Origin of the sequence: Solibacillus sp. FSL R5-0449, assembly GCF_037975215.1 — a bacterium.
GTDB lineage: Bacteria > Bacillota > Bacilli > Bacillales_A > Planococcaceae > Solibacillus.
In genome coordinates this window covers 3159160-3178025 of the sequence record NZ_CP150239.1, presented here as the reverse complement: position 1 = coordinate 3178025, position 18866 = coordinate 3159160, and the positions used below count along the sequence as shown (strand labels likewise).

At 40.3% G+C, this 18866-nt stretch carries 19 protein-coding genes; 14 read left to right on the top strand and 5 right to left on the bottom strand.

Annotated features, from left to right (window positions below; translation table 11 throughout):
* The first annotated feature begins 2 nt into the window (after window positions 1–2).
* From purS to purD, 8 genes are all read left to right on the top strand, one after another.
* Window positions 3–248 carry a phosphoribosylformylglycinamidine synthase subunit PurS gene (gene purS, locus MKY27_RS15935; protein ID WP_339196271.1) on the top strand — a complete coding sequence of 82 codons (246 nt, stop codon included), beginning with the start codon at window positions 3–5 and terminating at the stop codon, window positions 246–248.
* Window positions 249–252: 4 nt separating this feature from the next.
* Window positions 253–936, top strand: a complete 684-nt coding sequence (purQ, locus tag MKY27_RS15930; protein WP_339196270.1) for a phosphoribosylformylglycinamidine synthase subunit PurQ — start codon at window positions 253–255, stop codon at window positions 934–936.
* Window positions 923–3154 carry a phosphoribosylformylglycinamidine synthase subunit PurL gene (gene purL, locus MKY27_RS15925; protein WP_339196268.1) on the top strand — a complete coding sequence of 744 codons (2232 nt, stop codon included), beginning with the start codon at window positions 923–925 and terminating at the stop codon, window positions 3152–3154. The genes purQ and purL overlap by 14 nt, the downstream gene beginning before the upstream one ends.
* On the top strand, window positions 3130–4548 hold the full coding sequence (gene purF, locus MKY27_RS15920) for an amidophosphoribosyltransferase (RefSeq protein ID WP_339196266.1): 1419 nt from the start codon (window positions 3130–3132) through the stop codon (window positions 4546–4548). The genes purL and purF overlap by 25 nt, the downstream gene beginning before the upstream one ends.
* 24 nt (window positions 4549–4572) lie before the next feature.
* The gene (purM, locus tag MKY27_RS15915; RefSeq protein WP_339173894.1) at window positions 4573–5628 is read left to right on the top strand and encodes a phosphoribosylformylglycinamidine cyclo-ligase; all 1056 of its coding nucleotides are present in this window, start codon (window positions 4573–4575) and stop codon (window positions 5626–5628) included.
* Complete coding sequence (gene purN, locus MKY27_RS15910) at window positions 5628–6200, top strand: phosphoribosylglycinamide formyltransferase (protein WP_339173892.1); 573 nt, start codon at window positions 5628–5630, stop codon at window positions 6198–6200. The genes purM and purN overlap by 1 nt, the downstream gene beginning before the upstream one ends.
* Before the next feature lie 289 nt (window positions 6201–6489).
* Complete coding sequence (gene purH / locus MKY27_RS15905; protein ID WP_339173890.1) at window positions 6490–8025, top strand: bifunctional phosphoribosylaminoimidazolecarboxamide formyltransferase/IMP cyclohydrolase; 1536 nt, start codon at window positions 6490–6492, stop codon at window positions 8023–8025.
* A gap of 371 nt (window positions 8026–8396) precedes the next feature.
* Entirely contained in the window at window positions 8397–9647 is a 1251-nt protein-coding gene (gene purD / locus MKY27_RS15900) for a phosphoribosylamine--glycine ligase (protein WP_339196264.1), read from the top strand.
* Window positions 9648–9700: 53 nt separating this feature from the next.
* Here purD and MKY27_RS15895 read toward each other — a convergent pair whose 3' ends face one another.
* The 4 genes from MKY27_RS15895 to MKY27_RS15880 all read right to left on the bottom strand — a co-directional run bounded on the left by MKY27_RS15895 (window position 9701) and on the right by MKY27_RS15880 (window position 12123).
* Window positions 9701–10477, bottom strand: coding sequence for a multidrug ABC transporter ATPase (locus MKY27_RS15895; RefSeq protein ID WP_339196263.1), 777 nt, complete (start codon window positions 10475–10477; stop codon window positions 9701–9703).
* A 14-nt stretch (window positions 10478–10491) separates the two neighbouring features.
* Window positions 10492–10734 carry a hypothetical protein gene (locus MKY27_RS15890; RefSeq protein ID WP_339173883.1) on the bottom strand — a complete coding sequence of 81 codons (243 nt, stop codon included), beginning with the start codon at window positions 10732–10734 and terminating at the stop codon, window positions 10492–10494.
* A gap of 65 nt (window positions 10735–10799) precedes the next feature.
* A complete protein-coding gene (locus tag MKY27_RS15885) occupies window positions 10800–11372 on the bottom strand; it encodes a hypothetical protein (RefSeq protein ID WP_339196260.1) in 573 nt (190 codons plus the stop codon).
* Window positions 11373–11493: 121 nt separating this feature from the next.
* Complete coding sequence (locus MKY27_RS15880) at window positions 11494–12123, bottom strand: hypothetical protein (RefSeq protein ID WP_339173879.1); 630 nt, start codon at window positions 12121–12123, stop codon at window positions 11494–11496.
* A 252-nt stretch (window positions 12124–12375) separates the two neighbouring features.
* Here MKY27_RS15880 and MKY27_RS15875 point away from each other — a divergent pair, with 252 nt between their 5' ends.
* A complete protein-coding gene (locus tag MKY27_RS15875; RefSeq protein WP_339196257.1) occupies window positions 12376–13389 on the top strand; it encodes a hypothetical protein in 1014 nt (337 codons plus the stop codon).
* Between the two features lie 168 nt (window positions 13390–13557).
* Window positions 13558–14175, top strand: a complete 618-nt coding sequence (locus MKY27_RS15870; protein WP_339196254.1) for an exosporium glycoprotein BclB-related protein — start codon at window positions 13558–13560, stop codon at window positions 14173–14175.
* 128 nt (window positions 14176–14303) lie between these two features.
* Here MKY27_RS15870 and MKY27_RS15865 read toward each other — a convergent pair whose 3' ends face one another.
* Window positions 14304–14534 carry a DUF2892 domain-containing protein gene (locus MKY27_RS15865; protein ID WP_339173874.1) on the bottom strand — a complete coding sequence of 77 codons (231 nt, stop codon included), beginning with the start codon at window positions 14532–14534 and terminating at the stop codon, window positions 14304–14306.
* Window positions 14535–14847: 313 nt separating this feature from the next.
* Here MKY27_RS15865 and MKY27_RS15860 point away from each other — a divergent pair, with 313 nt between their 5' ends.
* The 4 genes from MKY27_RS15860 (at window position 14848) to MKY27_RS15845 (ending at window position 18853) form a co-directional block, all read left to right on the top strand.
* Window positions 14848–16578: an adenine deaminase C-terminal domain-containing protein gene (locus MKY27_RS15860; RefSeq protein WP_339196251.1), complete on the top strand. Its 1731-nt coding sequence runs from the start codon at window positions 14848–14850 to the stop codon at window positions 16576–16578.
* 27 nt (window positions 16579–16605) lie between these two features.
* The gene (locus MKY27_RS15855) at window positions 16606–17664 is read left to right on the top strand and encodes a DUF3048 domain-containing protein (RefSeq protein WP_339196249.1); all 1059 of its coding nucleotides are present in this window, start codon (window positions 16606–16608) and stop codon (window positions 17662–17664) included.
* Window positions 17665–17682: 18 nt separating this feature from the next.
* Entirely contained in the window at window positions 17683–17997 is a 315-nt protein-coding gene (locus tag MKY27_RS15850; RefSeq protein WP_008408714.1) for a YerC/YecD family TrpR-related protein, read from the top strand.
* A 166-nt stretch (window positions 17998–18163) separates the two neighbouring features.
* Entirely contained in the window at window positions 18164–18853 is a 690-nt protein-coding gene (locus tag MKY27_RS15845) for a heptaprenylglyceryl phosphate synthase (RefSeq protein ID WP_339173864.1), read from the top strand.
* Window positions 18854–18866 lie beyond the last annotated feature (13 nt).

Below are 18866 nucleotides of genomic sequence, written 5' to 3'. Positions count from 1 at the left end.
TCATGAAGAAAGTTAAAATATATGTAACATTAAAAGAAAGCATCCTGGATCCTCAAGGTTCTGCAGTTCAAGGCTCACTGCAAAAAATCGGTTATGGTGAAGTTTCTGGCGTACGTATTGGCAAGTATTTGGAAGTTACAATCGAAGATACTGACCGTGATATTGACACAATCGTTAAAGAAATGTGCGAAAAAGTATTAACGAACACGGTGATTGAAAAGTACCGTTACGAAGTTGAGGAGGCATAATACGATGAAATTTGCAGTACTCGTTTTCCCGGGGTCTAACTGTGATATCGACATGTTTCATGCGATTAAGGACGAGCTAGGTGAAGAAGTAGAATATGTTTGGCATACAGCTACAAGTCTAGACGGATTTGACGGGGCATTAGTGCCTGGCGGTTTCTCATATGGAGACTATTTACGTTGTGGCGCAATGGCAAACCAATCAAACATTATGTCAGCTTTAAAAGAATTTGCTGCACAAGGCAAACCCGTGTTAGGTGTTTGTAACGGATTCCAGATTTTAACGGAAGCTGGGCTGTTACCAGGAGCTCTTATCCGCAATAAAAACCTGAAATTCATGTGCCGTACAGTACAGCTAAAAGTTGAAAACAACCGCACATTATTTACTAATGGATATGAAGAAGGAGAAGTCATCAATATACCGATCGCACACGGTGAAGGCAACTACTACTGTGATGACGAAACATTAGCTTCTTTACAAGCGAATAAACAGATTGTCTTCACATATGAAGGTGAAAATCCGAACGGATCTTTAGCGGATATTGCTGGAATCATCAACAAAGAAGGCAATGTACTCGGAATGATGCCGCATCCTGAACGTGCCGCAAATGAAATCGTTGGTGGCGCAGATGGTCTTAAACTATTTAAATCAATTGTGAAGCAGTGGAGGGAACAGCATGTTAACAACTAATTTCGAACCAACACCAGAGCAAATTAAGGAAAAACGTCTCTATGCAGACATGGGGATGTCAGATGCGGAATTTGACTTAGCAATTGAAAAATTAGGTCGTATTCCAAACTGGACGGAAACAGGTCTTTTCTCGGTAATGTGGTCTGAGCACTGCTCTTATAAAAAATCGAAGCCAGTACTTCGTAAATTCCCGACAAAAGGTCCTCAAGTACTGCAAGGCCCTGGTGAAGGTGCCGGCATTGTTGACATCGGTGATGAACAGGCAGTTGTTTTCAAAATGGAATCCCATAACCATCCATCTGCAATTGAACCATACCAAGGTGCTGCAACAGGTGTAGGGGGAATTATCCGTGACGTTTTCTCTATGGGTGCCCGCCCGATTGCGATGCTGAACTCTTTACGTTTTGGAGAATTAAAATCAGCGCGCGGCAAATATTTATTTGAAGAAGTCGTAGCCGGTATTGCAGGGTACGGTAACTGTATTGGTATTCCGACAGTAGGCGGAGAAATTGCTTTTGATCCTTGCTATGAAGGGAATCCGCTTGTAAATGCAATGTGTGTCGGATTAATCGATCATAAGGATATTCAAAAAGGCGTTGCTGCAGGTGTTGGAAATACTGTTATGTACGTTGGTGCGAAAACAGGTCGTGACGGAATTCATGGTGCAACATTCTCATCTGAAGAATTGACAGAAGATACTGAAGAAAGTCGCTCGGCAGTACAAGTTGGTGACCCATTCATGGAAAAATTACTTCTTGAAGCTTGTCTGGAAGTTGTAAAATCAGATGCATTAGTTGGTATTCAGGATATGGGTGCAGCAGGTCTTACTTCATCTTCAGCAGAAATGGCTTCTAAAGCCGGTACCGGTGTAGAGATGAACTTGGACTTAGTTCCTCAACGTGAGACAAATATGTCAGCTTATGAAATGATGTTATCTGAATCTCAAGAGCGTATGCTGATCGTTGTAAAAGCAGGCCGTGAAGATGAAATTAAAGCGATTTTCGATAAATATGATCTTGATGCAGTAGCAGTAGGGAAAGTAACAGAAGATAAAATGCTTCGTTTACTTCACAAAGGTGAAGTGGTAGCAGAAGTACCTGCAGATGCATTAGCTGAAGATGCACCAGTTTATAATATGCCGGATGCTGAGCCAGCTTACTTTGCACAATATCAGGCAATGGAAAATGCAGAACCAAAAGTAACAGATTACAAAGAAACGTTAACAGCACTTTTAAAAGCACCGACAATCGCTTCTAAAGAGTGGGTTTACGATCAGTATGACTATCAAGTACGTACGAATACAGTTGTAGCACCAGGTTCGGATGCCGCAGTATTACGTGTACGTGGTACAAATAAAGGTTTGGCGATGACGACAGACTGTAATGCTCGCTATATTTATCTTGATCCGACAACTGGCGGAAAAATTGCTGTTGCTGAAGCAGCACGTAACATCGTATGTTCTGGTGGACAACCACTTGCAATTACAGACTGTCTAAACTTCGGGAACCCGGAAAAACCGGAAATCTTCTGGCAAATTCAAAAATCAGCAGACGGTATTGCGGAAGCTTGTTTAGCACTGGACGCACCAGTAATTGGCGGTAACGTATCCATGTACAATGAGCGTTCAGGCGAAGCGGTTTACCCAACACCAACAATCGGTATGGTTGGATTAGTAAAAGATTTAGCGCATGTTACAACACAGGAAGTTAAAGCTGCCGGTGATGTTGTGTACGTAATCGGTGATACAAAAACAGAATTCGGTGGTTCTGAATTACAAAAGTTAATTGAAGGCGGCATTTCAGGTAAAGCACCTTCAATCGATTTAACAGTCGAAGCGGCACGTCAACAATCGATTTTGGAAGCAATTCAGGCAGGACTAGTTCAGTCAGCGCATGATGTTTCTGAAGGTGGAGTTGCGGTTGCATTGGCGGAGAAAACATTCGCTGCAAAAGGTTTAGGTTTAGACGTAGCATTAACAGGTTCTGCAACGACGGCTCTATTCTCAGAGTCACAATCACGCTTTGTAGTAACAGTGAAAGCTGAACATGCAGCAGGCTTTGAAACAATCGTAAAAGACGCACAAAAAATCGGTACAGTAACAGACGACGCGAACATTAAAATTAGCGGAGAAACTGGTGTACTTGTTGAAGGTACTGTGGAGGAATTCCGTTCTGCCTGGAAAGGAGCAATTCCATGCTTGCTGAAATCAGAGGCTTAAATGAGGAATGCGGCGTATTTGGCATTTGGGGCAACCAAGATGCAGCGCACTTAAGTTATTACGGTTTACACGCATTACAGCATCGCGGACAGGAAGGAGCTGGTATCGTCACAACTGACGGTAATCAGCTTCAGGCTGTACGCGGCGAAGGTCTTGTAAATGACGTGTTCAATGAAGATAAATTACGTAAAGTAGTAGGGCACGCAGCAATTGCGCATGTACGATACGCAACAGCAGGCGGCAAGGGGCTGGAGAATGTTCAGCCATTGTTATTCCGTTCTTCAACTGGTTCATTGGCAATTGCCCATAATGGGAATTTGGTGAATGCTACACATTTAAAACAGTTTTTAGAACGCTCTGGCAGCATTTTTAACTCGACTTCCGATACAGAGGTTGTTATCCATCTCATAAAAAAATCAAAACACTCACCATTTCGTTCAAAAGTGAAAGAAGCATTGTCTCTATTAAAAGGTGCCTTCTCTATTATTTTACTGACGAATGACCAAATGATTGTTGCGCGTGACCGAAATGGGTTGCGTCCGCTTTCACTCGGTAAGCTAGGGGATTCTTATGTAGTTGCATCTGAAACATGTGCATTTGATTTAATCGGTGCAGAATACGTACGTGAAGTGGAACCTGGGGAGTTATTGATCATTTCAAATAATGGCCTTGAAATCGACAGCTATGTTGAAAGGGACAAACGTACGATGTGCGCAATGGAATATGTATACCTTGCACGTCCTGATTCGAATATTGATGAAGTGAATATCCATATGGCACGTAAACGTATGGGGAAAGAACTTGCAAAAGAATGTGCCCATATTGAAGCGGATGTCGTTACAGGAGTTCCAGACTCATCTATTTCTGCGGCAATCGGATTTTCTGAAGCGAGTGGTATTCCATACGAGCTTGGTTTAATTAAAAACCGCTATGTTGGGCGTACTTTTATCCAGCCGACACAAGAACTTCGCGAACGCGGTGTAAAAATGAAGCTTTCACCTGTCGTACAAGTCGTAAAAGGAAAACGTGTTGTAATGGTGGATGATTCAATCGTACGCGGTACAACATCGAGACGTATTGTACGCATGCTGAAAGAAGCAGGTGCGGCAGAAGTGCATGTAGTCATTTCTTCACCGCCAATGACAGACCCTTGTTATTACGGAATCGATACATCGACACATGAAGAGCTGATTGCATCAAGCCACAGTGTGGAAGATATACGGGTAGCAATTGAAGCGGACACGCTGACATTTTTATCGCTGGAAGGTATGGTCCGTGCAACGAACCGACCGTTTGAAGATGAAAATGGCGGACTATGTGTGGCATGCTTTACAGGTAAATACCCGACAGAAATTTTCCCGGACACAGTGTTACCACATGAAAAAGACTGTTAGAAATTAAGGAGGAGCAAGTACATTATGTCAAAAGCATATGAACAGGCAGGCGTAAATATTGAGGCAGGTTATGAAGCAGTAAAACGTATGAAATCACATGTTGAGCGTACAAACCGTTTAGGTGTGATGGGAACGTTTGGCGGCTTTGGAGGCATGTTTGATTTGTCTGCACTGAACTTAAAGGAACCAGTTCTTATTTCAGGTACTGACGGTGTCGGAACGAAACTGAAGCTTGCATTTATGGTTGATAAACACGATACAATCGGAGTGGACTGTGTTGCAATGTGTGTAAATGATATCGTTGCACAGGGTGCTGAGCCACTTTACTTCCTTGATTATGTTGCGGTAGGAAAAGCCGAGCCTGCAAAAATTGAGCAGATTGTAAAAGGTGTTGCGGACGGTTGTGTACAGTCCGGTGCAGCATTAATCGGTGGAGAAACAGCTGAAATGCCAGGGCTTTACGAAGAGGATGAGTATGATTTAGCTGGTTTTGCTGTAGGTGCTTGTGAAAAATCGGACATCATTACAGGGGAAAAGATTGTGGAAGGCGACGTTTTAATCGGTCTTGCTTCTAGTGGTGTACATTCAAACGGCTATTCATTAGTACGTAAAATTGTGTTCGCGGACAATAAAATTGCGGTTGATGCAGTAGTAGAAGGCTATGAAGATCTTGGCCCAATCGGCGAAGCACTTCTTGTTCCTACAAAGCTTTATGCAAAACCTGTTTTAGCAGCACTTAAAGCTGCAGATGTACACGGTTGCGCACACGTAACAGGCGGGGGTTTCTATGAAAACTTGCCACGTATGATGCCACAAGGTTTGGCAACGGAAATTGAATTAGGGTCTTGGCCGGTGCTGCGCATCTTTGAATTTTTAAAAGAAAAAGGTGCATTAGCGGACAAAGATTTATATAACGTATTCAACATGGGAATCGGCTTTGTTATTGCAGTTCCAGCAAGTGAAGCAGATAAAGTGATCGCAGCAGTGGAAGCTGAAGGTGAAAAAGCTTACACAATCGGTCGCGTTGTAAACGGTGAAGGTGTTATATTCAACGGCGAACATGATGGGAGCTTAGTGTAATGGGTACGAAAATTGCCGTATTCGCATCTGGAAGCGGTAGTAACTTTCAGGCCATCCAGGAAGCGATTAGTCGCGGTGAACTTAATGCGACGATCGAACTGGTAGTTACGGATAAGCCAGGTGCTTTTGTTGTAACACGTGCACAAAAATTCGGTATACCTGTTACGGAGCTTGCACCGAAAACCTTTGCCGACAAGGCATCTTATGAATCAAAACTTGTTGAACTGTTAAAAGAACGAGAGATTGAATGGATTATATTAGCAGGTTATATGCGCCTTGTAGGGGAAACATTGTTATCGGCTTATGAGCATCGGATTATCAATATTCATCCGTCGCTGCTGCCATCATTTCCCGGGAAAGATGCCATTGGTCAGGCAATGACTCATGGCGTAAAAGTTACGGGTGTGACGGTTCACTTTGTTGATGCGGGAATGGATACGGGAAAGATTATCTCGCAAGGAGCAGTTGACGTTGTCGATGGTAACCGTGAAGCGACAGAAGAGCGTATACATAAATTAGAACATGCGCTATATACGAAAACATTACAGCAATTATTCAACACAAATAAGTAAATTCGCATGAGCCGCTCCTGTGAGGGCATTGCTCACCGAAAAGATGAAAAAATTTACCAACGAATTCTATTATTTTAAGGATAGTATTTTGACTGGATATTGTTGTTTGGAGTGAAGGCGGCGACTCCTGGGGGACAAGCACGACGCCTGAGACTAGGAACAAAAGCTAAGAACGCCACGTCCTGTGGCAACGCTTTTGTGACCAACATCCTGTTGGCCTCGTGCCCCCGGAAAGCGTCCGCCGTAACGGAAAACAACATTTATAATAACAAAATTGGAGGACCTAATCGTGACGAAACGTGCACTTATTAGTGTTTCAGATAAAAATGGTATTTTAGAATTTGCAAAAGAATTAGTAGCTCTTGGCTATGAAGTACTTTCTACAGGTGGAACAAAAAGTTTATTACAACAAAACAACGTTCCGGTAACAGCAGTAGATGAAGTAACAAACTTCCCGGAAATTTTGGATGGCCGTGTAAAAACATTAAATCCGATGATCCATGGCGGTCTATTAGGTAAGTTTGATGAGCCAAGCCATGTTGCGCAAATGAACGAACATGGCATCCGCCCAATCGAAATTGTATGTGTCAACTTATATCCGTTCGTCGAAACGATTTCAAAACCGGATGTATCTTGGGATGATGCAATTGAAAACATCGATATTGGCGGTCCGACAATGCTACGTTCGGCAGCAAAAAACCATGATTATGTAACGGTAATTGTTGATGCAAATGACTATTCTGCTGTATTGGAAGAATTAAAGGCAGATGGAAAAACGACATTAACAACACGTCGTCGTTTAGCAGCAAAAGTATTCCGCCATACAGCTGCATATGATTCGTACATTTCCAATCATTTATCAAATGCAATTGGCGAAGAGTTCCCGGAAAATATGACGTTAACATATGAACTGAAGCAAACATTACGCTATGGTGAAAACCCTCACCAAAAAGCGGCATTTTATGCAAAACGTTTAGGTTCGGATTTCTCGATTGCCTATGCAACTCAATTACACGGTAAAGAATTATCGTACAACAATATCCAGGATGCAAATGCAGCATTGCAAATCGTGAAAGAATTTGAAATGCCTGCAGCGGTTGCCGTGAAGCATATGAACCCATGTGGTGTCGGTACTGGTGAAACTATCGAAGAAGCATTCAACAAGGCTTACGAAGCAGATTCAACATCGATTTTCGGCGGTATCATCGCATTAAACAAAGAAGTGGACAAAGCAACTGCAGAAAAATTATCAGGTATTTTCCTTGAAATCATTATTGCGCCAAGCTTTACTGCAGAGGCATTAGAGATTTTAACGCAAAAGAAAAATATTCGCTTGTTAACAATCGACTTCACACAGGAAAAGCAGGATCAATTCAATGTTGTTGCTGTTGAAGGTGGATTACTTGTACAGGAGCCGGACCGTTTCGGCTTTAAAGATGCCAACATTCAAGTTGTGACAGACCGTGAACCGACTGAAGAAGAGTGGGAAGCATTAAAACTGGGCTGGGCAGTTGTGAAGCATGTAAAATCAAACGCCATTGTTGTTACGGATAAACAAATGACATTAGGTGTTGGTGCTGGTCAAATGAACCGTGTTGGCGCAGCAAAAATTGCCTTTGAACAAGCCGGGGAAAAAGCACAGGGCGCGGCATTGGCTTCGGATGCATTCTTCCCAATGGGCGACACAGTGGAAGCAGCGGCTAAAGCCGGTATTAAAGCGATCATTCAACCAGGCGGCTCAATTAAAGATCAGGAATCAATCGATGCAGCAAACAAGTACGGTATTGCAATGGTATTTACAGGAGTTCGTCACTTTAAACATTAATTAATAAGTTAGCAGTAGAGAAATTATTAAATTTACGTTATAATAGAATAAAGTTTCGCTAATGTTCTGGCCGGACGTTAGCAGAAGCGTTTGCAAATGCTTTATTTATTCTTCTTTCTGGCCGGGAGAGGGGTAAATAAGACGATTGGGTGATTCTTGGCCGGGTCCCCATCGTAACCTAATTTTATTAACAACTGTATCGACTTTGGCCGGGAGATACGCTGTTAATAATAAAATAATCATTGATTGTAAGATGCACAGCACTACTTTTGGTCGGGTAGCGCAGTGTAAACGACCATTAATGAAAAACGCTCGCCTAAAATTTGGCGGGCGTTTTTTTTATCCAAATTTCTATAAAAGGGGAAGCTAATATGAACATTCTTGTAATCGGTAGTGGTGGTCGTGAACATGCGATCGCGAAGCAATTCAACAATGCACCATCTGTACAAAAGGTATTCGTAGCACCAGGAAATGACGGAATGAAGCAGGATGCACAAGTTGTTGCAATCGATGCACTGGATTTCGCAGCACTTGCACAGTTTGCAAAAGAAAATGATGTGGCTTTAACATTTGTAGGTCCCGAGCAGCCATTAGCAGAAGGAATCGTTGACTACTTCAATGAGCAGGGCTTGGTTATTTTCGGTCCAACAAAAGCGGCGGCAAAAATTGAAGGGTCGAAATCTTATGCAAAAGAGATTATGAACAAATATAATATTCCGACTGCAGCGCACGAAACATTTACAGAAGCAGATAAAGCAGTAGCTTATATTAAAGCGCAAGGTGCTCCAATTGTTATTAAAGCGGACGGATTAGCTGCCGGAAAAGGTGTAATTGTAGCCATGACGGAACAAGAGGCAATTGAAGCGGTGGAAGATATGATCGGTAACCAGCGTTTTGGCGATTCTTCTTCACGTGTTGTTGTAGAAGAATTCCTGGATGGCGAAGAATTCAGCTTCATGAGTTTTGTACATAAAGGGCAAATTTATCCAATGGTCATTGCACAAGATCATAAACGTGCATATGACGGCGATAAAGGACCAAATACAGGAGGAATGGGTGCTTATTCACCAGTACCGCAAATTTCTGAAGACATTGTAAAAGTAGCATACGACACAATCGTTGAGCCAACTGTAAAAGCAATGGATGCAGAAGGTGTCTCATTCACTGGTATCCTGTATGCTGGCTTAATTTTAACGTCTAAAGGTCCGAAAGTAATCGAGTTTAACGCACGTTTCGGTGACCCGGAAACACAAGTTGTATTACCACGTATGGCATCTGACTTCGGTGAATTTATGATTAGCTTAATGGAAGTAAAACCATTTGATCTACAATGGAAAGATGAGGCAATGCTAGGTGTTGTAGTAGCAGCTGAAGGCTATCCAGGTGATGTCGTAAAAGGCAATGCTCTTCCTAGCTTAAATGACATCGAACTACCAGTATTCCATGCAGGTACAAAGCTGGTAGATGGCCAGTTCGTTGGGAACGGCGGCCGTGTGCTACTAGTCGCAGCAGAAGCAGCGGATTTAAAGGAAGCACAGGAAAAAGTATATGCTGAGCTTGCGAAAAAAGAGTGGACGAACTTCTTCTTCCGTGGGGATATTGGGTGGAGAACGTTTAAATAAAAGAAAGGCGATACGTTTTGACGTGTCGCCTTTTCTACTCTCTCAGTTGTCTACTAAATATCGCCTTTTTTATGTTTCTCAATTTCCATGGCGAGTAATAGTAATTTATCATCAAATTCATCCAGAATACGTAATTTTTCATCAAGCTCAGTTTCAAAACTGGTTGCTTGAATGAATAAATTTTGGAGCTGGTTTTCAAGATTGATGCGGGTTATGGATTGTTCATCGGTTGGCGAATAATTACTATGTTCAGGCTCTTTGATTTGTGCCATTTCTTCAAGGGTAAATTGAATTTCATCATTCTTATTTTTAATATCCTTTAATAGATCGTGCTGTTGATGGATCGTTTCACGCAGAGAAATTAATTGTTCATTGTTATTGTTCATGAATGAACGCAGCAAATGATCCAGTTCTTCTACGGCCTGGATATAGTTTTCTGAACGGGCCTCAGGAATTTCGGCTTTAGCTGTTTTTTCGATTGTTTCTTTTAATTGTTTGTTTTCTTTCTGTAAGTTTTCTTTTTTTTCCACCAGTGATTCAATGGAAGAAATCAATTTTATTCTTTGCTCTTCGCGTAACTGAATATTTTCATGCAGCTCACTCAGCTCTTTTTCAAAGCTTTTTCTCATCATCATTAGTTCCATTGAAAGTTCTTTTTTCTCGTTTACTAACTGACTGAGTTCCTGCTCTAGACTATTTACCATTGAATAATAGTCCATACTTTGTAGGGTGGATATCTCGTTTTGATATTTCGCGATTTCTGATTTTAAAAAGATGATAGTTTGCTGCAGTTGTAGTACGTCCTTATTTTTCACACTTTCAATATCCACATGAATCCCTCCTATCATGTCATATCTTTCAGTAAGCCTATAATCTCCTGAAATTCTTTTTCATTTTCATTGATGAGCTGATTTATTTTTTCCACAGCTTTTTTTTCATCTTCTTCATTCACAGGGGATGAAGTTTCATATTTATTGTTTGATAATAAATAGGCCAATAATAAATTGAGTGAACTTTTTTCAAGAAAAATGAAGCTATTATTATTTTCCTGAAGCTCATCTTTTATCGATGAAAAATGTTCTTTCATGAATTGCTTTAATATCTTTTCAATTGTTAGTACTTCAGATTGTTCTTGTTTATCTTCAAATTCGTTTATGTTGTTTCCTCCTGTTCCAAATGAATGACACTTAAATTAATAGGGTTTACAACAGCAACCCCATCTTGAAACTGGTCACAATAAGTAAAGCCTGTAATACTTCCAGCATAAGATTTATTTGGAGACCATCTTATCTGGAAATTTGTAAAAGAAATGATTTCATTCGGTTCGATTGATGTTTTGCTCACTGGTTTAAGCCAGTACTCGTTTTTGTTTGGTGTTTTTGAAAATCGCAACCATTCATTCTGCCCTGTTAGCCGTTGTTGAAGCTTTTCGTGTACATACCGGCCACTAAATGAAAAAGGGGATGATTCAGGCAATGTTATACAAATAGAAGGGTTTAGTAATGGTTCATTACCGATATTGTAAATATGATAAGAGCCTAAACATAAACTCTCCTGATCTAATTGATGGGATATATTAAAAGTGGAAGTAAAATAACTAATAACCTTGGTATTGTTGGAGTTAGGAAGTTTTCCGATGAGTTCTTTTATTTCGTGGAGATAAGTTTGGGTTTGATTTTGCAGCGCATTTAACTTTATTTCGAAAGGGTGGGAGCTTTTGGGCACTGGAAATGCCTCCTCCTTACGGTTAAATTTTATTTGCTTATGTAAGCAAAATAAAGAAAGGGTTTTTCTCCCTTTCTTTATTATATGACGATGAAGTTGGTGATAACACTGATTCATAATATTATGGGAAAACAACAGCACAGTTGTTAGGGCGAGATGCTGGTGCACAAGCAAATGGTAAATCTGCTCGTGGTTCACAGTAGTCTGCCAAAAATTCTACTGTTACTGGGAATGTTGATTGAATGCTTTGGCAAACTGCGATTGAAAGTGATAGATTTTCGAATGTAATTGTACCGTCCCCGTTGTTGAAGAATGGACCAGTTGAGCATACGAAGCAATCAAGATCTGTATATGTTACATCAACATTTGTCCCTTTAGGTGCACACATTACAACATGTTCGCAGCGTGAAATTTCAAAGCCGTTACTTGTGTAAGTTGTTCCATTCGCTAATGTGATGCAAATTGTCACAGTGAAGTTCTTTTGAATCATAAGTTGTTGTAAATAAACAGATGTTCCGTCAATCGTAAATGTACGGTTTTCACGGCTCATAATAACAACAGGGTTAACTGCTGCTGGTACTACTTGGCATGTAACTTGAGCTCCTCCGACAACTGCATCTACTGGTAAGCCAGGAAACGTGATTGGGCTTGTTGGAGTGAATTCAAAAGACATATCTTTCACAACCCAGTCATACACCTTTTCCACATTAATACAGATAAGTTCTTGTTGCGTTGGCATTTTTTCCTTCATTGTTCTTGTCACCTCCTTCTATATTTTTATCTTTCGTTTGTATTTTATGACGCTTAAATAGAAGTGCATAGGCAAAGAAATAGTTTAGCTGATGGGAATTCCAGAATTAGGCGATGTTCAGCCGATAGTTGATCATAGCCTATTTTTGTGACTTTTTAATTAAAAACAACAGCAAAGGTGAAGTGTTTGTCACATACATGAGTTAACGTCAATAAAATATGAGGAGATGCGGATTGAAAGGTGGTGAATGAAATGGAAGAATCCACAACCTATACTCTCCAGGAAATTGAAAAGTTGAAATTAAAAATCTCTGGGTACAGAAATACATTGATGACATTGAAAATGGGGACATCGTTTGAAGATTTCCAAGTAATGAAAAATGAATTTGAAGCATTAAAAAGCCAATTAACCTATATTGAAGAATTAACGAAAACAATGGAAGAAAAACAACAAACACAAACGGTTATTTATGAAGAGCAAGCGAAACAATTTGAAATGCAGATTGCTGCATTGACTAAGACGGTTGAAAAAATGGGGAAAGAAATTATTTTAATATCGAAGAAGTTAAATGGTGTAAAAGAGGAAAAGGCGGAAGCGGAAATTAAAGTGCAGCCGTTAGTAGAAGAAACTAGTGCTCCAAAGCTTGATAGTACGATGAGATATCTTCAGAACGGGACTAAGGAAAGCGCACCTGCACCTGCTTTACCAAATCAGCCTTCATATATGCAGTTGAGAAACTTAACAAATCAAGTAATCCAACTGCAAAAAGAGGAAGAAAAACCGAAAGCGGAAGAACAGATTGAATATAAAGCAGATCAAGTTGATGAACGCTATTTTAACCAGCATTATTTCCAAAAAAATTACCATCCACCACATCAAAGTGTAAGTAGGACTTCTTTAAATAAAGCTTCGCTCAAACCAACTAAATCATCAAAAGGTGATGCAGCCTTTTTACCGACTTTAAATAAAGTTTCAGACGACTCTGAGTCAGCGAATGATCCTGAAGAAACGCCTCCAGCTCTCATTAAGAACGTAACTGAAAGTAGTATCGTAAGTCCTCAACTTCTTGAAGTTGAGTCTGTTGTAATTGAAGAGTTACAAACAGTTGATTTAGATGAAACAAACGAAGGTAGTTCAGTATGGGATGAAGAGCAGCTGGAAAGTATGGAATTAACGTTTGAAGAAAGTACGGATAATTCAGATTCTGGGGAAGAAAAGACAAAGAAACAATGGAATTCCTCGTTCTTTAATATTTTCCGAAAATAAATAGAAAAGCTTTTTAAAATCATCCTTTCACTAGGATGGTTTTTTTTTGCCCGAACAAGCTGTCGATTCGCCAATGCAAAAAACTAAAATACAAAATTTGATTACTAGTTAATTGCCCTTTGATTCTATTGATTGGTGAATAGAATAATTGCGAAGGAGGTGAAAAATATGTGTATGTGTTCTAAAAGTATGAACATGAGTAATTTACATCCGTGTGGATCAAATTGCGTAAACTTAGGACCTTTCAGAGCTGTAAGACCAGGCTGTACACCACCAAATACAGGGTCAATCATTCCATTCTCTTCCGGTATTACACCAGCTGTTTTAACTACGCTTGCCGGGGGACTAGTTGGTACAACGAGTTTGATTGGATTCGGTACTGCGATTCCTGGAGTTACAATTGTAGGGAATACAATTGACTTGTCTGGTGTTGTTACTGAAGCATTCGCGGTTCCACGTAATGGTAGTATTACAGCAATCTCTGCATCATTCACTGCATTAGCTGCCCTTGACCTTGGTTTAGGATCGGTATCGGTTACAGCTCAAATTTACCGTGCACCTGCAGGAAGTTCAGTATTCACTGCTACAAATGCTAGAGTTACGTTGACACCACCATATGAAGGGCTTATCTCTATTGGTCAAACATCTTACGGATCAGCAAATGTGCCACCGGTTCCTGTTGCACAAGGCGACCGTTTATTAATGGTTTACTCAATTACTGGAACAGGAGTTACATTAGCTGCTGCATTAACAGGTACGGCAAGTGCTGGTATTACAATTTCATAAACGCATATAAGTTATTACTGAAACCTACAAACCCGAAAGCGCTATATTCTTTCAATCGATATAGCGCTTTTTTAATTTATTGCTACTTTACTTACATAAAATTATTCCATATACCTTAGATCCACCTCTTAATCATTGACGGGCATCATTTCGTTCATCTGCTCTGATTTGGCCATTGCAACGACTGGGCAATATTGATAATATCCTTCCGCCACTTTCATCGAACCGGCAACAATCATCATTTTGCCAACCGTACATTGTGGTTTATGAGCGATTCTCCCGACACCGAATGCGGTCATGGCAACACCGCACATCATACGGATAAAAGCGTTTGTTTCGGAAATGTTAGGGGTTAGCAATTGTCGTTCACTCCTTTTTTTAGAAAATTTCAAAATTATTTTGGAAACACTTTGCTTTATGAAAGTGCTATGTTACGATTAATTCACCAAAAGGAATATTGTAGCAATTGCCTACATAAAGCAAAATATATTGAATTAAGTATGTGTTCTTCTTTTAAATCGATACGCATTAATCTAGCTTCAGCAGCTGTTAACGACAATTGCTGAAGCTACTTGAATCGCAGCAGTATATTTTTTAGAGCTGGTATAAGCATCTTGGAAAAGTTATGAGCGTCCTTATATTATGGTGAGAAAGTTGAAAGGAGTGCAGAATATGCCGGAAATTAGTTGGAAGTTAAATAGTATTAGAGAGCAAGTTAGTATCATTGATGGGCATGCTGCTCCGAGTCTAGTTTTAAAAAATGCAAAGTACTTACATAGTATGATGAAAAGTTGGGCAACGGGAAACATCTGGATATCCAATGACCGCATCGTTTATGTAGGGAAGGAACTGCCTGCAAATATTGAAGGAACAGAGGTTGTTGATCTCGCTGGAAAAGTAGTGGTACCAGGCTATATTGAGCCGCATGTGCATCCATTCCAATTGTACAACCCTCACAGTTTCGCAGAATTTAGTGCACAGACCGGCACAACCACATTCATTTCAGACAATATGACACTTGTTTCTTTAATGAAAAATAAGAAAGCGTTTTCTTTTATGGACGAGCTTGCCAAATTGCCGTTTTCATTTTACTGGTGGAGTCGCTTTGATTCGCAAACAGAGCTTGAAAATGAAAGGGAACTATACTCAAATGCCTCAGTATTGGAATGGCTTGACCGTCATGACGTACTGCTTGGCGGAGAGCTGACAGGATGGCCTCGTCTAATGCGTGGGGATGACCAAATGCTTTACTGGATTCAGGCAGCTAAGCATAAAGGGAAAAAAATCGAAGGACATTTACCGGGAGCATCTGAAAAAACATTAGCTAAAATGCGTTTACTTGGAGTCGATGGTGATCATGAATCCATGACGATTGAAGATATTGAAGCGCGCTTGCAGCATGGTTATGCTGTTACTCTCCGCTACTCTTCTATTCGCCCGGATTTACCGCTATTATTAAAAGCGGTGGTCGATAAAGGCTACGAAATATTTGATCAGTTGATGATGACGACAGATGGATCCACACCAAGTTTCCATGAAGATGGTGTGATGGATAAATGTATACGTGCAGCCCTTGAAGCTGGTGTGCGTCCGGTTGATGCCTATAATATGGCAAGTTATAATGTTGCGCGCTATTATAATATGACAAATCTGCACGGACTGCTTGCTACAGGACGATATGCAAATATTAATATTTTGGCGGACGAATATTCGCCGACACCTGAAGCAGTCATTTCAAAAGGTGTATGGCTTAAGAGAGACAATAAGGATTTGAAAGCATTTCCGGCTGTGGACCTATCACTATTTGGTGATTTGAAAATCGATTTTGATTTGCATGATGGAGATTTTCAATTCTCGATGCCGATTGGCGTTGAAATGGTGAATGATGTGATCACAAAGCCGTATAGTATAAAAAATCTCGGATATCATCATACATTATCTACAGCACATGATGAGAGCTATTTAATGCTTGTCGACCGCAATGGAAAATGGCGTATCAACTCGATGATCAAAGGATTTGCGACACATGTAAAAGGATTTGCTTCATCGTATTCCAATACTGGAGATATTATTTTAATCGGAAAATCGGTACAGGATATGCAGCATGCATTCCAGGAACTGAAGAAAATGAATGGCGGGATTGTACTTGTTGAAGACAATCAAATTGTAACAAGTATTCCATTAACATTGGCTGGTTCTATATATGATGGGTCAGTGGATGAAGTAATACCGCTGGAACTTGCATTAAAGAGTACTTTGAAAAAACGTGGTTATCACCATACAGATGCAATTTATACATTGCTGTTTTTACAATCGACACATTTACCATATATTCGAATTACGACACGTGGGATTTTTGATGTCATGAAAAATAAGGTTATGCTACCTGCTGTAATGCGATAAACCGAAAAAAATGAGAGGAGTAGCACGATGAAACGCAGTATATTTATGTTAGCGCTATTAGGCATAACCTTAACGGCAGGTTGTTCCGATAAAGAACAAACAGAGGAGCCTGTTGTAGAGATAGAAGAAACAGAGGTAGAGAAAGATATTATCGTAGCGGGGGCGGAAGAAATTTTGCCATTTGTTACACCGTTTACAGGGGAACGTGTGGCAGAAGAAGTGACGATGCGTCCAATACTTGCAACGATAAATAATCATCCGCAAGCACGTCCGCAATCTGGACTTGCACAGGCGGATGTTGTATATGAAATGCTGGCGGAAGGTGATGTGACACGCTTTTTAGCCCTTTACCAGTCTGAACTTCCTGAATCTATCGGACCGATTCGCAGTGCGCGATCGTACTTCGTTGATATTGCAAAAGGACTGGACGCATTTTATATTGCTCACGGATACAGTCCTGAAGCGAAATCGATGCTTGAACGAAGAGTTGTCGATAATATTAATGGAATGCACTATGATGGTACTTACTTCAAGCGTTCATCAACACGGGTGGCTCCGCACAATTCCTATATTTCGGGTGAAAATGTCATGGCCGGTGCCGAAAAGACGGGGACTTCACTACTTTATCAGAAAAAAGTGTCCTACCCATTCTATGAAGCCGAAGATAGTGTTAAAATAGGAACAACGGCTAATGAAGTATCGATGAAATATAATAATAGCGGTTCATTTAACAGTCAGTATGTTTACAATGCCGAAACGAATCAGTACAAGCGTTATTCTGCAAATGTAGAAACAGTCGATTACGAAACAAATGAATCCATCGAATTAGCTAATATTTTATTTTTTGAAATGCCTCATCGAATTGTAGATAGCGCGGGTCGACGCGAGATTACGATTACAGGTGGCGGCAACGCGTATGTAGCCCAGGCTGGGACGATACGTGAAGTAAAATGGAAAAATGCAGATGGCCTGCTCGTGGCAGTTGAAGAAGATGGATCGGAAGTAAAGTTAGTTCAAGGAAAGACATGGATACATTTCGTACCAACATCTCCCGGTTTAGCGGCATCTGTTATATATTCAGAGTAGAGAGGAAATGGTGGGCACATGCAAATTGAAAAAATTCGCGGTCATCAAACAGATCAGTTATTTAAAGCTGTTCTAGAGTTAAAAGATATTGAGGAATGCTATAAATTTTTTGATGACTTGTGCACGATTAGTGAAATCCAATCATTGGCACAGCGATTTGAAGTTGCACATTTATTACGTTTGAAAAAAACGTATGAAACAATTAAAAAGGAAACTGGTGCTTCAACAGCAACAATTTCCCGTGTACGTCGTTGCTTTGATTACGGAAATGACACTTATGATGAAATGCTGGGCCGTCTTTATCCGGACGAAAAGCCATTTACGTCAAAGTAAAGAAGCGCCCAATCATAAATATATGAGCAAGCTTAAAAGACTGAGCAGATTCACCCGCTCAGTCTTTTAATATTTCATCGATTTTCGTTATACTAAGAGATGGTCAATAAAAACTAAGATAATGAAAAGTTCTATATAAAATTTTTGAGAATAGGTGGATATATTCATGGAATATTTAAACTGGAGACATGTATTTAAACTGGACCCTGCAAAGGAAATCTCGGACGAAGCATTAGAGCAGATTTGCGAATCGGGTACGGATGTTATATTAGTTGGCGGGACAGATGATGTGACATTGGATGGCGTTTTGGATTTGCTCGTTCGTGTACGTCGTTTTTCAGTACCGATTGCGCTTGAAATTTCAAATGTAGATAGCATTACACCGGGGTATGACTATTATTTCATTCCATCCGTATTGAATAGCCGTGATACAAAATGGGTGAAAGATCTGCACCATGAAGCGATTAAAGAATACGGCGATGTACTGATTTGGGAAGAGCTTGTAGCAGAGGGCTACTGTGTACTGAATCCGGATTGTAAAGTGGCACAGGTGACAGATGCAAAAACGGATTTGACGGTGGAAGATGTAGTGGCCTATGCACGAATGGCCGAAAATTACTTTAAATTGCCGATCTTTTATTTAGAGTACAGCGGGGCTTATGGCGATATCGAAATGGTGAAAGCAACAGCTGAAGTTTTAAATGAAACAAAGCTCTTTTATGGAGGCGGCATTACGTCGGTAGAACAAGCGAAGGAAATGGCAGCACATGCCAATACTATAGTTGTTGGAAATATTATTTATGATGATTTAAAAGCGGCATTAAAAACCGTACAAGCAGTAAAAAGTGTTATATAATAGGAACAAATGT

Bases quoted from the DNA above. Each gene is read 5' to 3' on its own strand.
- MKY27_RS15860 (WP_339196251.1), top strand. From the start codon at position 14,848: ATGCCGGAAATTAGTTGGAAGTTAAATAGTATTAGAGAGCAAGTTAGT.
- purN (WP_339173892.1), top strand. From the start codon at position 5,628: ATGGGTACGAAAATTGCCGTATTCGCATCTGGAAGCGGTAGTAACTTT.
- MKY27_RS15870 (WP_339196254.1), top strand. From the start codon at position 13,558: ATGTGTATGTGTTCTAAAAGTATGAACATGAGTAATTTACATCCGTGT.
- MKY27_RS15890 (WP_339173883.1), bottom strand. From the start codon at position 10,734: ATGAAAGAACATTTTTCATCGATAAAAGATGAGCTTCAGGAAAATAAT.
- purM (WP_339173894.1), top strand. From the start codon at position 4,573: ATGTCAAAAGCATATGAACAGGCAGGCGTAAATATTGAGGCAGGTTAT.
- purQ (WP_339196270.1), top strand. From the start codon at position 253: ATGAAATTTGCAGTACTCGTTTTCCCGGGGTCTAACTGTGATATCGAC.
- purF (WP_339196266.1), top strand. From the start codon at position 3,130: ATGCTTGCTGAAATCAGAGGCTTAAATGAGGAATGCGGCGTATTTGGC.
- MKY27_RS15845 (WP_339173864.1), top strand. From the start codon at position 18,164: ATGGAATATTTAAACTGGAGACATGTATTTAAACTGGACCCTGCAAAG.
- purL (WP_339196268.1), top strand. From the start codon at position 923: ATGTTAACAACTAATTTCGAACCAACACCAGAGCAAATTAAGGAAAAA.
- MKY27_RS15850 (WP_008408714.1), top strand. From the start codon at position 17,683: ATGCAAATTGAAAAAATTCGCGGTCATCAAACAGATCAGTTATTTAAA.
- purD (WP_339196264.1), top strand. From the start codon at position 8,397: ATGAACATTCTTGTAATCGGTAGTGGTGGTCGTGAACATGCGATCGCG.
- MKY27_RS15875 (WP_339196257.1), top strand. From the start codon at position 12,376: ATGGAAGAATCCACAACCTATACTCTCCAGGAAATTGAAAAGTTGAAA.
- MKY27_RS15880 (WP_339173879.1), bottom strand. From the start codon at position 12,123: ATGAAGGAAAAAATGCCAACGCAACAAGAACTTATCTGTATTAATGTG.
- purS (WP_339196271.1), top strand. From the start codon at position 3: ATGAAGAAAGTTAAAATATATGTAACATTAAAAGAAAGCATCCTGGAT.
- MKY27_RS15855 (WP_339196249.1), top strand. From the start codon at position 16,606: ATGAAACGCAGTATATTTATGTTAGCGCTATTAGGCATAACCTTAACG.